Below are 13,431 nucleotides of genomic sequence, written 5' to 3'. Positions count from 1 at the left end.
AAGAACCACCATACCAGAAGTGACTCTTTTTGCTTCTTGGATAGCATTATATTCTCCAAAATAGTATCCAAGATAAAATCGTCTCTCGGTTAAAAGAACTTTTTTACAAGCGTCTTTATGTAATGTGAACCCTATACCATTTATTGCGTTTGTTAAATAGTAGTCCATCGCTCATTCCATGTTTAGTTTCATTATTATGTTTTTTAAAATTAGCAAAAGAATTATAACGATACAACCGATAACACCATTAATACTTACCCACAAAGATAAGTATTACACAAATAACAAAAACCTCGCCAAACGAGGTTTTGAAAAAACTATCAATAATCTCACGATATATAGAGTCTTATGAGTAATAACGTTTTCAGTCTGTGGGATTAATATTTCCAGACTTCTTGAGCAATCTCTTTTACTAATGCAATTTTATCCCATTGTTGCTCTTCAGTTAATGCATTCCCTTCTTCAGTTGATGCAAATCCACATTGAGTACTTAAACATAGTCGATCTAATGGTACGAACTTACTAGCTTCATAGATTCGCTCTATTACTTTTTGTTTACTCTCTAACTCTCCAGTTTTTGAAGAAATTAATCCCAGAACAACTTTTTTATTGCCTGAAACATAAGATAACGGGGAGAAATCACCAGCTCTATCTGTATCAAACTCTAAATAATATGCTGATACATTTTCTCTTCCAAAAAGGATCTCAGCAATCGGTCCATAGCCACCACTAGCTGCCCATGTAGAGCGATAATTACCTCGGCAAACATGCGTTGTTAACACTAAATCTGATGGTGCGTTTTTAATAGCTTCATTATTCAAATAAACAAGCGTTTCCGCTAATGAGTTTATATCATTGCTTATTACAGTATGATCTGAATGGCATGAGCAACTATTTACACTTTCGCTCTCAGCAATACCTGAGTTGTGATATCGAGAATCAACCATCATGCCCCAAGTACAATCATCTAATTGCAAATTACGACACCCTACAAGATATAACTCTTTTATGAACTCTTGATAAGCACCAATAATATCGTTAATTAACTCATCTTTTGAAGAATAAATTACATTAGTGCTATCTAAATTCTCTGGCCGATAAAGCTCTTTGAAAAATTGAGCTGGTGCTGGGATCGTTAAACGAGGAACAATATTATCTTCAGCAAATTTCAACAAAAATGAAAAATGTTCAATAAAAGGGTGGTTATTTCCAGAGATTTTCCCTGTTAATCGAGCCGTCTCTGGACGAGTTTCAATACCATCGAATGAATATCCTTTAGATAAAAAGGCTTTTTCAACGCCGTTTAATCCCCACATAAAGTCTAAATGCCACCAGCTACGACGAAACTCACCATCGGTAATAACATGTAATCCGGCTTTTTTCTGCTTTTCTACTAACTCAATGATTGCTTTATCTTCTATTTTTTTTAATTCATGGCTAGAAATAGTGCCATTAGCATAATCGCTACGCGCTTTATGTAGATATTCAGGTCGAAGGTAACTACCAACGACATCAGCTTTAAATGGAGGGATGTTAGTGCTCATTCAATATATCCTATATTTTCTTATTAAGAATTTTGCTACCAAACATAGCATTAATAAAAAAAATGGATATTGAAACTATTTCATATTTAATATGAAGCTATTTCATTTTAAAAATTAAAAGCGCAGACAAAGAGAATAACCAATAAAAACACAAAACCTCACTTTAAATGAGGTTCATAAGCTAGTTGACCTTGATGTCAGTCTTATCACAATATCATCATTTTTACGTACGTAAAGTTTTTATATGATTTTTTCTACATATCGATCCATTTCTAAGGAAACATCTAGCATCATTAACATACCTTCTATTATTCCTTCTGCCTTTTGTAATTTTTTACCTATATGCCCATCAGAACAATTGTGCTTGTTAGCAAGTTGCATAAATGTCATTCCGAATAAGTAATAATCAAGCAATAGATCATGCATATCACTATTCTTTTTATTCAATTGCGCCATACAACTAGAAATAATTATTGCATCGTCTTCACAGCATTGAGGACGAGCTTTAACCTTGCTTGGTATTAATCCACTAAATCCCGCAGCAATCGAATACCATTGAACCGACTCTGTATTATCTACCGACCATGCACCCCATCTTTCTAATACCTGTTGTATATCACGCATTACGCCACTTCCTTATGTTGTCTTGAAAATACTAACTCTCTTACCTCACAAGCTTCTGTTAGCATGTCATTAAAATCATCATTATCAGGCCATCTCACACTGACCGTTTCTACATCATTATTAGAAAGTAGGTTTTTATGTGCGCACTCCATAGCTGCAGCATGACCTGCCGCATTCCAATCCATATCTGTAAAGATAACAAGGTGGGTCACCCCCTTCGGTGCTTTAAATTTTTTCATGAAGTTAGTATTGATGACCGACCAAGTATTTACACCATAGAGTTGCTTACAAGAAAGTGCCGTCTCGATACCTTCAGCTATGCCAAGTGTGGTATCGACAGGAAACATTCTTATCGCGACAGATTCTGCATACTCTAAATAGTTATCTTCCTGCACAGCAGTCATTTTCTTCACAATATCAAGAGGTGCTTTTTTATCCCCTTGTAAATACGTTCTATGTAAATAACAGAGTTGCCCTTTAGCATCAGTAGCTAGTGACCAGATAGCTTGAAATTTGTCAGAACTATTACGAACAGGTTGATGATCACAATAACGGACGTTATCAAGTGGTAACTCAAAAACACCTCGATTCTGCAAATACTGCATGGCTGGTGTATTTTTAAGTATGGGTAGTTTGGAATAACAGCCCGTAATACGTTGGAATAAATTATTCTTATTTATTTTAGTTGGCAAAATAGCTTCTTTTTCTCGCTGATTACCAATCAACACATCAATTTCATCTGCTAATGTTTTAAAGTCTTTGCCTTGTGTTCTTTCTAACAATTGAAAACCGTTACCCGAACCACACGTACAGATGTAGGTTCCTCGCCCGTCTTTATCATCAATACGAAACTTTCCTTTTTGTCCGCAGATAGGGCATTTCCCTTTAAAGTGCTTACGCCCTGTTATAGGAGGTAACCCATAATGTGCAAATATTTTTGCCCATTGCCCTTTTACGGCATCAATTGTATTCACAGTAAACCTCCTTGCTGTGGCTGGTGGCTAATTTGAGTGCGTAAATTTTGAATATTGACTTGCGCCTTCTTGCGAGACTTAGCAAAGGCGATTTGTTTGTATTTAATGAAATTACTCACTTCAGGTGTGATTTCTTGTGGCGTATTGTGAAAACCTTGTGGCCATACACAAAATTTATCCTTGAAGGTATTAGCAACCCAGCCATCACTGATGGGCTTGCCCTGTGTCGCACGCTGATTCTGGTAGTATTTCAATTGAGACCACCAGCTTTGCTTATCTTCTCGAGTGTAAGTGCGCTCTTTTTTATTCAGTTTTTTAATGTTTCGGCTAGTATCAACATCGATATCTTCACCCACTAAAGGTTTAAACCCACATTTAGGGCAAACATAAACACCTGCAGGTTTCATGTAATGGCAAGAGGAACATTCTTTCGGTTTCTTCTCTCGTTTTTCTTGCTCTCTGCTAGACGAAGATTCACTCATACCGTCGTTTTTGGTAGGCAGTTCGTCATATTCAATATCATCGGGATAACCTAAGCGGTGAACTGAGCCGGAGTGATCAAAAATAAGGCAAGTCTCTTTTCCTGGTGCGGTACGTAATCCTCTTCCAATAGCCTGACACCAACGAATCTCTGATTTAGTTGGACGGGTGTAAATAATGCAACGGACATCACTATCAAAGCCGGCAATCAATGTTCCCACGCTCACAAGCACCTTGGTCGCGCCTTGCTCAAACCGATGAATAATGATCTGACGCTCATCATGTGGCGTATCTGCAGTGATCACCTCAGCATTCACACCTGCACGATTAAATTCGACGGTGACAAAATTGGCATGACTGACTGTGACGCAAAAGCAAATCGTAGGTAGGTTTCGACCATTCACCAACCAGTTATCAACAATATCCCCCACCAAATCAGCACCACTCATAATTTCAGCAATTTCAGCTTCTTTGTAATCACTGCCGAACTCTGCGTTGCTGGACGATTTTACTTTTGATAAGTCTGGTTTAGTTGGTGCATAGAACTCATATGAGCTTAAATCACCACGCTTGATTAACTCTTTCATGGTGGTGGGCTTGATTAGTGTTTCGTAGTAATGACCAAGGAATGGTGCAAAAGGCGTACCGGACAAACCAATTACCTTGAATTCACTTTCACTGATCACTTCTAATATTTTCTTACGGCGTAAATGCGCCTCATCGATAATGAGTAAATCGATGCTGTCTGGAAAATCTCTACGAATAACGGTATCTGCTGATGCAATTTGAATTAAACGGGTCGGATCGTAATTAGGATGATCGCGCCATACATAGCTAATCTCTTCGGCTGGCAAGCCATACTCAATAAAACGACTGGCTGTTTGATCAATCAAAATTGTGTAAGGAACAAGAAACATCACTCTCATTCCACGCTGAATATGTCCATCAGTAATAAACGCAGCTAATGCCGTTTTTCCGCTTCCTGTTGGGCTATAAATCATGAATGTTCTATTTTGCTTCCATGCCTGACGTAACATCGTCAATCCGCGTTCCTGTGCAAAATTTGGTGTGATTGTTAACATCGGTTTCCTCATTTGATAATTAGCACTGCCAAAGGAAGGGATTTATTTTTATCTGGACGTCTAAACGGCTATTGGCTTTTTAACTCCTATAGAGATCTATATTTAAGATCTACTCACTCCCTTGGCTGTGCCTTCCCTAACACCCCTTTCAAAGATCACCCCCCTTTCCCCCCTAGAAAGTTTTCCCCTCTTCCCCAGAAAACAATCTAGACGGCTAAACGTCTTAACTTCCAACATCTCCTAAATCCAATCACTGTTAAATCGATAACGGCTTTGCTGTATAACCTTGCATTGCTCTCTGATAACGCTTTATGAACTCTCTTAATCTCACGTTAGCCTCATGACGAGCTTTGTTGTCTTTACGGTAGGGAACTTGTTCTCGTTCCCATTCCGTTTGATACACTTCTGAATATTTAACTAATGCCTTTTGCCTCATGCTTGGGCTTAACTTCGTGAGTTGTTCCTGAATCCACTTAGCATCATCAGGAAAGTAGTGATCAGGCATCGGCATATTGATTTGGTGCACCTAATTGCTCCTTGATTTTGTTTGGAAATGGCTTTATTTCTTCAGCTTCATACCCTCCTAAGCCATTAGTGGAAATGTAAATAATTCGCCCTTTTCGTAAAGCTTGGCTAATTGCAGTTTGATGTACGCCAAGTAGCTCTGCAGTTCTTCCTTGCCCATTTTTTCTAACAAACTCGGATAAAAGTTCTTTTTGCATTTAATGCCTCCATAAACAGAATAATACTATAGATATTATTATAATCAATACCTACAGTATTGGAATATTAATATTAATAGTATTAGGATGTATTCATGAAATTAGAGAAAAAACTGACGACAGAACAGCTTGAAGACTGCTATAGGTTGAAAGCTTTGTATGAGTTAAAGAAAAAAGAGCTTAATCTAACTCAGCAGCAAATAGCTGATGAACTAGATATTAGTCAAGGAGCCGTTGGCCATTATCTTAATGGGCGAAATGCTCTTAACTTACAAATTGCCTCTGTTTTTGCTAAAAAACTACAAGTATCAATATCTGAGTTTAGCCCATCCTTAGCTAAAGAAATAACAGAGTTATCAAAAGGATTTGATGCAAATGTTAGCAACCCAAGGCCTTATCGACCAGCCCCCAAATACCCCGTTATTAGCTTTGTTCAGGCGGGGAATTGGACTGAAGCCTGTGAACCATATACGTTGAGTGAGATTGACGAATGGTACGAGTCTGAAGTTGCTGTTCAGGGATCTGCTTTTTGGCTTAAGGTTGAAGGTGATTCAATGACAGCGCCAACGGGTATCAGTATTCCTGAAGGATCATTGGTTCTAGTTGATACAGGAAGAGAGCCTATAAATGGAAGTTTGGTGATAGCTAAACTGACTGAAACAAATGAAGCAACATTCAAAAAACTTGTCTTGGATGGTGCTAAATATCTTAAAGCACTAAATCCTGCTTACCCGGCTATTACGATCAATGGCAACTGTAAAATTATTGGTGTTGTTGTTCAGATGATGATGCGCTTTGTATAACGAAATGGCCTGACGACACGTTTTAGGAGGAAATATGGCGTTTAACAATATTGAGATAGCAAATATTAGACGGTGTATGGAATTTTTCATGGAAAAACGCCGCCCAGCAGAGCACCTAAGGGATGAATTAGATTTACAGTATCGTATCGAGGACGACTCAGTAATTATCTTTGAAATTAGGCAACTAATATGGAGTGATGGCAGAGTAGAAGAACCTATAGCAAAAATCACACATAATAGATATTCGAATTCATGGTCTCTGCTTTGGATGGATAAAAATAGTAACTGGCACAACTGCGATGAAAAAATGTTAGGTAGTTTCTCTGACGCTATTAAGCTCGTCGAAGATGATGTACAAGGCTGCTTCTTTGGGTGACGATACGTTTTAGGGTGTGGTTGACAGAGCAACAGTAAAACTGAAATTTGGCTGACGCGATTTTAATAATTAATCATCAAATTAAACATGAGATGGCGATGAATAATGCTATAGCTATAAAATTCAATTACAACAAAGATAGAAAAGACCCTGAAGATATTCTCAATATTTTAACTGGTTACGTTAAGTTTTATAAAAGAATTGGATTGATATCATTATCATCAATTAACGAAAAAGATGATGCTGTTTTTGAGTTGGTTGGGCTACAAAATGGGTCGGCTATAGCATGGATTAAGTGCATAAAGGATAAGTGGGAAATCCTTATATTAAAATCAGCTACATCCTTAGCAGATAACATGCTTATAAAGTCTGAAGTTTCAACGAGAGATGATCTCGAGTCCTATTCTAATGTTATTTCTGAAACAATTATTAATAATTCAAATGAAAATATAAGAGTAGAACCATGTATAGATTTAGAGATGCTGGGTAAGACCTTATCTGATTATTCAGTTTTAAGCTCTCGCCTTCACGAAAATGAATCAGCTCTCATCGGAATGGGAGCCATGGGTGACACTGACTTTAGCGGTTTCAAAGAATTAAATAATAAATTTACTTTTAATGGAAATGTTGAAGATATTCTTTCCCATGCAATAAAACACCACAAAAGGGCATCTAAATTTCACGTAAATGTATTAGCCAACAAAGGGGATAACATATGGCGACTAGAAGAACTAGTAACTGAAAATGTATTTGCAGCAAAAGTTGCAAATAATGACTGGCTAGACAGTTATCAATCAGGGCTTATTTCTCCTATTGGCCCAAATGATTTGATGGAAGCGATTATCGAATATGATGAGATTATGCCGATAAAAGGAAAGAAAAAAGCGAAAAGTAAGTACAAAAATGCTAAAATAATAGAGGTTATTAATATCGAAAGAAATACAGGCACACAAGATGATCTCTTCCAAAAACGAGAATGAAGAAAAAAAATCGATGATGGCCGACATCTATGGAGAAGCTGTCTTCTTAATTATTCCTGTTATTGCACTAGTGATCATTACAGCTGTAAAAAACTCAATTTCAATTGAGGCGATTGTATCTTCTCTATTACTAACATCCGACTGGTCGATTATGTCATCGGTGATATTTGGACAATGTGCATACAAAGTGTCTAGAGTCGTAACCCTTCTAGGCTCAAAAACTGACGGGAGAAGGTATGCCTTCTATCTTGCTAGAAGGATATTTTTAATTACAATTTCCTTACTTGTTTATGCCTCTGTTACTTTTTCTCCTAACTTGTATCTTGGCGTGATTCAAGTAATCCTATTCTTTTTATCTATCTATTTTTTCTTTGTGGATAGCGCTGGAGCTTATATTTTACTTAATCGAAATAGTTTTAAATAACCCCAGCCCTCTCCGCGAGGGCTTTTTTGTGTCCTCTCCCCTCCAAAGAAGTGATCTTCATTCCAATCTGAGATTTATTTGAAAATAAATTATCCGAAATATCAATAGCTTTTATACTAAAAACAATACTTAATACTTTAAGTATTGAAGTATAATAATACTTAAAGTATTATTTATAGTGTCAATTGAAAATAAAGGTGTAAATATGACCACTATACATTCTACCGCAATCCTTAATTTACCGAAACCTGACGTACATACAGGCGTAATATTACCTATGTTCTTGTTTCGTTTCTGGACTAAAACTGAGAATCCAGAGAAAAAAGAAGTTATGGCTACCAGTGCTGAACAAGCTAAAGAGTTACTCGGTAGCAATGTTGTTTTCTCTGCTCAATTTCCTTGCGAGGCTTAATTATGGCTCACGAACTCAACTTAGAATCTGTTGCAAAAAAAAGCTCTCAATTAAATGCACTGTTATTTCAACTAAATAATCTTCGAATTCCTGAAAGCCCTGATGTTGAAACTTTAATAGAACTAGCGCATGAATTATCTGGTGATGTTGTTAACTGGATTCTTGAAGAAAATGCTCAGAGAGATAATGATCATGGCAAAAGAAATAATTAATGTAGATAGCGGAAAAATGCCAGATACATTACATCGAGTAAAAGCATTCTTAATTTTAGCTCAGTTTATTTCTCGTAATAGCGAAGAGCGAGCAATTCAACTTAGCTTATTATCTCAAGCAGAAGATGAAATCGATGAGGTTTTAAATGATGAATAACACTAAGTTAAAAGAATCCGCTTGTGATGAATTACTTTATGCAACTTCTATTTTAAATCTCATTATCAATGATAACGTAACACCTAGCGATAATATGTTTAATGCGATTGAATCAGCAGTAGCCAATATAGAAAGAGCTAAAGAAAGTGTATCGAATATTAATACTGATAAATCACCAAAGCCTATCGGTGAAATTAAAGTCAGTGATAACGATACAATTGAAACGGCTGTCGGGTGTATTTTAAACACATTAGAAACTGCAATTAATTTAAAAGTAGCTGAAGAAAGTGGTCACATTAAAAATTACGACATTCAAATTACAAATTTAATCCAATCAGCAAAATTAAATTTAGAAACCGTTTATGAAAAAGTAAGTTTCACGGAGGCGCAATGAATATCGATGAATTAATTGTTCTTCCTGATTTAAACAAATTATCGGAAGGCGAGTTGGGAAAATTAAGAGCAAACTTAGACTTATCTATTGATTCACTCATTACAGGAATGAAGGTATTCGGCGATTTTATGTTTTGGGCTGATGCTAATGAAAATTATCCCAATGGTAAAGATCATCTTGGTGATGTGGGATTATTTTTAAGCCAAGTGTCATTATTGATATCAATATTAAATGACAAACTTGGTGGAATTGAATACGAAATATCAAATCGAAAAATAAAAGGAACAAGAAAATGAGCAGACAACACGAAGCTATTGAGAAAGCAACTGACAATCAAATTACTATTGCTATGCGCCCTGTTTATATTATTTCAGGTGCTAATCGTGCTTACTTAAGTGAGCGTTCAGCATTAAATAAGCTAGCAAATATCCTCACCGAGCGTGAACTTCATAAGGAAGGCATTGAGACTAACTATGAAGGTGAACAATGCGAACTTGAAAATGGCACAATCGCTTTTAAGCGTGGCGAACCTACCGAACACTTTATGGATCGCAAGGAAGCTAAACTAACCGAACTCCAAGAGCGATTAAAGCAAGAGCGTAATATTGAACGATTACAAAAAGAATATGCTAAAGCTGTCGCTAAATATGATGATGCAGAAAAAGAAGCTGATAGACTATATTACGAATTAAATAATGCTTTAACCAATAAATAAATCATCCACTAAATAAAAATTAATTATAGCGTTCATGCTAGGGATTGCTGCGCTCTAAATCAGGAGTAAGCAACATGGATAAAGTTAATTTACTTGAAGTAAGAAGAAAGCGTTTTATCAACTCAGTGCTTATTTATATTAAACAAAATGGAAAGAAAGCTGAGTTTAAATCAAAGTTAAATAATAAAACTGTTATTACAGAAATTAACTTTGAAAATTTAAATAATTTCTTCCGTGATGTCTATGAAGAAAAAGATTGCCGTCAACGTTGTAAGTGGAGTGATAAAGATATCTACAATACTTATGAATGGTTATATAACTTAAATGGCTCGATTTCTGATATGGGTAAATTCATGATTGATTATATTGTTGAGTATTTACCTCCTTACTTAAATGGAGAGGAATATAAATATCATGACGTATTCTGAATTCATGAAAAAAGGTAAGCAATTAGAGGGGAAAGGATTTTATAGACGCGCACTAGAGCAATATAACCAAGCTTTTATTATCGCAGTTCCACCAGCTAAAGGCGCAATGAGTTATCAACAAAAAATAAGTAATCAATCATCTAAGCGTTGTTTAGATAAAGCCAAAATTAAAATACCGGGTGGCATGTTATGAATAGTAAAAAAATGACAACAAATGAAATCATCGAATATTTAAAAGAAAAAGGTTTCCCTGCTTCCTTATTAGATAAAGAAGCTATTAAGTCAAATCGTAAATTAACACCAGAAGAACAAGAGATATTTGTTAAGCACATTGTTGATAATTTAAGAACGATTGTAGCAAATAAATATTTAATCTCCTGTGTAACGCGATTCGGTCCTGGTCTTAATGAGCAGTTTTCATTTAGACACAAAAATATTGTTGTCGATTTGGATTTAAAAATTATCGAGAAGCTACTCATTGTAAAAGTTGAGTCAGTCATTCTCGATCAGTCAGGCGATGGCGTATTCGCCCTGTTCCGTTTTTACGAAGGTAACAAAGCAAAAGGCGAAGAAGGTGATAAATGGATGCAAGACATGCTTGATCAACTACTCATCAATAGCGCCACTTTGCTTATCTCACAAGGTAAAAGTCAATTAATACACTAAGGATAGTCAATATGAATAATTTAATTAGCACCAATGCGTCAATGACCTCTAAAGAGATCGCCGAATTAGTTGGTAGCCGTGAAGATAGTGTTAAAAGAACTATCGAACGGTTGGCAGAGAAAAATGTTATATCCGAACCACCAACGGTGGATGGGATTAAAGCAGCAAACGGAACCACTCCACTACATTATGTTTTCACAGGTGAAAAAGGTAAACGAGACAGTATCATTGTCGTTGCGCAACTGTCCCCAGAGTTTACAGCTCGGTTAGTTGATCGCTGGAAAGAACTTGAAGATGAACGAGTCAAACCAAAATCACAAGCAGAAATTATTGCTGCTATGGCGCTGGCTAACTTAGAAAGCGAACGCCGTATATCTCATGTAGAGCAAAAAGTTGAACAAGTGAATGAAGTCGTTGAGCAAATAAAACAAGGAACGATCCCTGTAGGTTGGGTTGGGTACTCTCTGGCGAGAACTAAATCAGGTATGACGGTGGATAAATGCAAAACACTCACCAAACAGTTCAATGTTCGCAAAAATAAAATAACTATTCTTACGCCCGAAGGTATGCCTAGGCCTATGGCCATTATTCATGAAGCTGATTTTATATCTGCATTCAAGGCAATGATGAGTGAAGCCGAAAAACGTGGCACTCGCTGGCATCATCCTAAAATGGGATTGTTTCAGGCAATTGGCTGGGAGGGTAAATAATGGCTTATTTTACTGATACTAGTAATGGCGTTATTTCTGATGATGGTGCTTTAATTTCTTACTCTGAAGCTGTAACAGCCCTTGAATCAGGTCAATACGATAAAGAGTTATTGAAAGGTTTATATTTAGCCGCTGCAGTCATGGGTAAGTTAGCTGATGAACCTGAAACATTAACACCTGAACAGAGAATTTCTGTCTGGCGCTGGGTGGTAGCAACTTGCTTTATTCGTGAACTACAAGAAAAGAATGGCACCACTGAAATTCGTAATGAAGAAGGCGGTGTTGATCTTGCCACTATTTACAGTAACGGAGAAAACGCTTTAACCATTTACCCAGCTTCTTTGCGCCTTTGTCTTGCAAGCCATTTTGAAAGCATTCTTATCGAAGAGTTAGGGGGTATCTATAAAGATTATTGTCCTGACTTCATCATAAAAGCCTATATCGGCTTTCTGGACATCTCCCTTGAACATGGTCCTCGCCTATCAGAAAAAGGACGTGAAGGGCTCTGTATTCTTCATGATGATTATATTCGCGAGTTAGAAGCTAATAACGGATTTCTAGCTATGCCAACTATGCACTAAGGACGGTAAAAAATGACAACTAAATTACCTTACATCGAGACAAGCCAATTAAGAGCTGCACTTACATTATTAAAAATGAGTGATGATGTTCGTCTTGTTACTAACTGTGTACATATCAACGTTGAACATATCGAAGTGTCTAATGGGCATGTAGTATTACGCATGAAACACAACTCTGAATTCAGTGATGATATTGTTATTCAATTTGATGAAGCAATTCCTAGCGATGCTGAATATACACATATTAAATCATATGACGATGGTTCTTATGTCGCTATTCATTATAAGCAAGAGAAGGATGAAAATTTCTATCCCTACTATAAAACAAAACTCACTTTAATCAAAGATAAGTACCCGTCATTTAATCGTCTTTTTGAGCAGGAATTTATTAAAGGTGAAGCACCTTTATTGCAGTCCATGTATTTAGCCTTGCCTTATCTGCTATTTGGCCGTGTTATTACGGGAATGCTGAAAACAAAAGATAGCAAAAGTGTGCTTTTCGATTTTTCACTTCTGACAAAAAAATCATTTGGTGATCCTAAATTACTTGTATTAGCAGTGGCTGATAATGCTTTTGATATTGCTGATAAAGTTTACAGCTTAATTAAGGATGATGATTAATGACAACTTTAGATTTCAATCTCGTTAGTGTCATCAAAAATACAGGTAGTGATCCCGGTGATATAACTGATGCAGTCTGGAAAGCCGGTTATCGTAAAACAGATTTTACCACTGAGCAGATCATTGATATTGCAGTAAGCATGACGGGTGATTCTATTTGTTTAAAATTACCCCATGACACCTTACCTAAGACTTTAGATGACATCAGTAAATATCATTTAAACGATATCATTTTTGATGCCCATTGGGATAACCCACCAGCGACTATCGCACAGTGCATTATGGAGAACGGGTATAGGGAAGGAAATAAAAAATGACAACTGTGACTCGATACATTAAGTGGAAGGAAATGATCCAGTTAACTGGCAAAAGCAAACCTACAATTTGGAGAATGTACGCAAAACGAAATGAGTTTCCCAGACCAGAAAGAACAAAAGGTGGTACGTTTTTAGGCTGGCCAGAACATGTCTATGAAGAGTGGGTTAGAAGTGAAAAACTGTAATGCTAACTTGACCCGTTACTTGAC

Annotated in this window: 24 protein-coding genes; 18 read left to right on the top strand and 6 right to left on the bottom strand. The window is 36.5% G+C overall.

Annotation, left to right across the window (positions count from 1 at the left end; all coding sequences use genetic code 11):
* Positions 1–377: 377 nt before the first annotated feature.
* The 6 genes from GWI68_RS07100 to GWI68_RS07075 all read right to left on the bottom strand — a co-directional run bounded on the left by GWI68_RS07100 (position 378) and on the right by GWI68_RS07075 (position 5,426).
* Complete coding sequence (locus tag GWI68_RS07100) at positions 378–1,544, bottom strand: 5-methyltetrahydropteroyltriglutamate--homocysteine S-methyltransferase (protein ID WP_064720844.1); 1,167 nt, start codon at positions 1,542–1,544, stop codon at positions 378–380.
* 240 nt (positions 1,545–1,784) lie between these two features.
* Positions 1,785–2,168 carry an antiterminator Q family protein gene (locus GWI68_RS07095; RefSeq protein ID WP_166539815.1) on the bottom strand — a complete coding sequence of 128 codons (384 nt, stop codon included), beginning with the start codon at positions 2,166–2,168 and terminating at the stop codon, positions 1,785–1,787.
* On the bottom strand, positions 2,168–3,142 hold the full coding sequence (locus GWI68_RS07090; RefSeq protein WP_166539814.1) for a toprim domain-containing protein: 975 nt from the start codon (positions 3,140–3,142) through the stop codon (positions 2,168–2,170). The genes GWI68_RS07095 and GWI68_RS07090 overlap by 1 nt, the downstream gene beginning before the upstream one ends.
* On the bottom strand, positions 3,139–4,704 hold the full coding sequence (locus GWI68_RS07085) for a DEAD/DEAH box helicase family protein (RefSeq protein WP_166539813.1): 1,566 nt from the start codon (positions 4,702–4,704) through the stop codon (positions 3,139–3,141). The genes GWI68_RS07090 and GWI68_RS07085 overlap by 4 nt, the downstream gene beginning before the upstream one ends.
* 256 nt (positions 4,705–4,960) lie before the next feature.
* The gene (locus tag GWI68_RS07080) at positions 4,961–5,209 is read right to left on the bottom strand and encodes a hypothetical protein (RefSeq protein ID WP_072065067.1); all 249 of its coding nucleotides are present in this window, start codon (positions 5,207–5,209) and stop codon (positions 4,961–4,963) included.
* Positions 5,202–5,426, bottom strand: coding sequence for a Cro/CI family transcriptional regulator (locus tag GWI68_RS07075; RefSeq protein WP_072065068.1), 225 nt, complete (start codon positions 5,424–5,426; stop codon positions 5,202–5,204). The genes GWI68_RS07080 and GWI68_RS07075 overlap by 8 nt, the downstream gene beginning before the upstream one ends.
* A 95-nt stretch (positions 5,427–5,521) precedes the next feature.
* Here GWI68_RS07075 and GWI68_RS07070 point away from each other — a divergent pair, with 95 nt between their 5' ends.
* The 18 genes from GWI68_RS07070 (at position 5,522) to GWI68_RS06985 (ending at position 13,407) form a co-directional block, all read left to right on the top strand.
* Positions 5,522–6,229 carry a LexA family transcriptional regulator gene (locus GWI68_RS07070; RefSeq protein WP_072065069.1) on the top strand — a complete coding sequence of 236 codons (708 nt, stop codon included), beginning with the start codon at positions 5,522–5,524 and terminating at the stop codon, positions 6,227–6,229.
* A gap of 88 nt (positions 6,230–6,317) precedes the next feature.
* Positions 6,318–6,605 (top strand): DUF3024 domain-containing protein, encoded by a 288-nt coding sequence (locus GWI68_RS07065; RefSeq protein ID WP_231039577.1) that lies wholly within the window; start codon positions 6,318–6,320, stop codon positions 6,603–6,605.
* A 98-nt stretch (positions 6,606–6,703) separates the two neighbouring features.
* Positions 6,704–7,585 (top strand): hypothetical protein, encoded by an 882-nt coding sequence (locus GWI68_RS07060; protein WP_161724296.1) that lies wholly within the window; start codon positions 6,704–6,706, stop codon positions 7,583–7,585.
* Complete coding sequence (locus GWI68_RS07055; RefSeq protein WP_161724294.1) at positions 7,560–8,009, top strand: hypothetical protein; 450 nt, start codon at positions 7,560–7,562, stop codon at positions 8,007–8,009. The genes GWI68_RS07060 and GWI68_RS07055 overlap by 26 nt, the downstream gene beginning before the upstream one ends.
* Positions 8,010–8,214: 205 nt before the next feature.
* Positions 8,215–8,421, top strand: coding sequence for a hypothetical protein (locus GWI68_RS07050; RefSeq protein WP_072065074.1), 207 nt, complete (start codon positions 8,215–8,217; stop codon positions 8,419–8,421).
* A gap of 2 nt (positions 8,422–8,423) precedes the next feature.
* Positions 8,424–8,633 carry a hypothetical protein gene (locus tag GWI68_RS07045; protein ID WP_072065075.1) on the top strand — a complete coding sequence of 70 codons (210 nt, stop codon included), beginning with the start codon at positions 8,424–8,426 and terminating at the stop codon, positions 8,631–8,633.
* Positions 8,614–8,790 (top strand): hypothetical protein, encoded by a 177-nt coding sequence (locus tag GWI68_RS07040; RefSeq protein WP_166539812.1) that lies wholly within the window; start codon positions 8,614–8,616, stop codon positions 8,788–8,790. Before GWI68_RS07045 ends, GWI68_RS07040 begins: the two co-directional genes overlap by 20 nt.
* Complete coding sequence (locus tag GWI68_RS07035; protein ID WP_166539811.1) at positions 8,780–9,184, top strand: hypothetical protein; 405 nt, start codon at positions 8,780–8,782, stop codon at positions 9,182–9,184. Before GWI68_RS07040 ends, GWI68_RS07035 begins: the two co-directional genes overlap by 11 nt.
* On the top strand, positions 9,181–9,480 hold the full coding sequence (locus tag GWI68_RS07030) for a hypothetical protein (protein ID WP_166539810.1): 300 nt from the start codon (positions 9,181–9,183) through the stop codon (positions 9,478–9,480). Before GWI68_RS07035 ends, GWI68_RS07030 begins: the two co-directional genes overlap by 4 nt.
* Positions 9,477–9,899 carry a hypothetical protein gene (locus GWI68_RS07025; protein WP_072070106.1) on the top strand — a complete coding sequence of 141 codons (423 nt, stop codon included), beginning with the start codon at positions 9,477–9,479 and terminating at the stop codon, positions 9,897–9,899. The genes GWI68_RS07030 and GWI68_RS07025 overlap by 4 nt, the downstream gene beginning before the upstream one ends.
* Positions 9,900–9,973: 74 nt before the next feature.
* The gene (locus GWI68_RS07020; protein ID WP_166539809.1) at positions 9,974–10,327 is read left to right on the top strand and encodes a hypothetical protein; all 354 of its coding nucleotides are present in this window, start codon (positions 9,974–9,976) and stop codon (positions 10,325–10,327) included.
* Positions 10,314–10,520 carry a hypothetical protein gene (locus GWI68_RS07015; protein ID WP_166539808.1) on the top strand — a complete coding sequence of 69 codons (207 nt, stop codon included), beginning with the start codon at positions 10,314–10,316 and terminating at the stop codon, positions 10,518–10,520. Before GWI68_RS07020 ends, GWI68_RS07015 begins: the two co-directional genes overlap by 14 nt.
* The gene (locus tag GWI68_RS07010; RefSeq protein ID WP_036934671.1) at positions 10,517–10,993 is read left to right on the top strand and encodes a hypothetical protein; all 477 of its coding nucleotides are present in this window, start codon (positions 10,517–10,519) and stop codon (positions 10,991–10,993) included. Before GWI68_RS07015 ends, GWI68_RS07010 begins: the two co-directional genes overlap by 4 nt.
* An 11-nt stretch (positions 10,994–11,004) precedes the next feature.
* A complete protein-coding gene (locus tag GWI68_RS07005; RefSeq protein WP_166539807.1) occupies positions 11,005–11,703 on the top strand; it encodes a Rha family transcriptional regulator in 699 nt (232 codons plus the stop codon).
* Positions 11,703–12,284: a hypothetical protein gene (locus GWI68_RS07000; protein WP_064720860.1), complete on the top strand. Its 582-nt coding sequence runs from the start codon at positions 11,703–11,705 to the stop codon at positions 12,282–12,284. The genes GWI68_RS07005 and GWI68_RS07000 overlap by 1 nt, the downstream gene beginning before the upstream one ends.
* Before the next feature lie 12 nt (positions 12,285–12,296).
* A complete protein-coding gene (locus GWI68_RS06995; RefSeq protein ID WP_166539806.1) occupies positions 12,297–12,905 on the top strand; it encodes a hypothetical protein in 609 nt (202 codons plus the stop codon).
* Positions 12,905–13,222: a hypothetical protein gene (locus GWI68_RS06990; RefSeq protein ID WP_166539805.1), complete on the top strand. Its 318-nt coding sequence runs from the start codon at positions 12,905–12,907 to the stop codon at positions 13,220–13,222. Before GWI68_RS06995 ends, GWI68_RS06990 begins: the two co-directional genes overlap by 1 nt.
* Positions 13,219–13,407, top strand: coding sequence for an AlpA family phage regulatory protein (locus tag GWI68_RS06985; protein ID WP_072070108.1), 189 nt, complete (start codon positions 13,219–13,221; stop codon positions 13,405–13,407). Before GWI68_RS06990 ends, GWI68_RS06985 begins: the two co-directional genes overlap by 4 nt.
* Positions 13,408–13,431: the final 24 nt, after the last annotated feature.

The sequence above is a fragment of the Proteus sp. G2669 genome (assembly GCF_009915245.1).
In the GTDB taxonomy this organism is placed as follows: Bacteria; Pseudomonadota; Gammaproteobacteria; order Enterobacterales; family Enterobacteriaceae; genus Proteus.
Note: the sequence above shows the minus strand (reverse complement) of the source record. Positions and strands in the feature narration are given on the sequence as shown.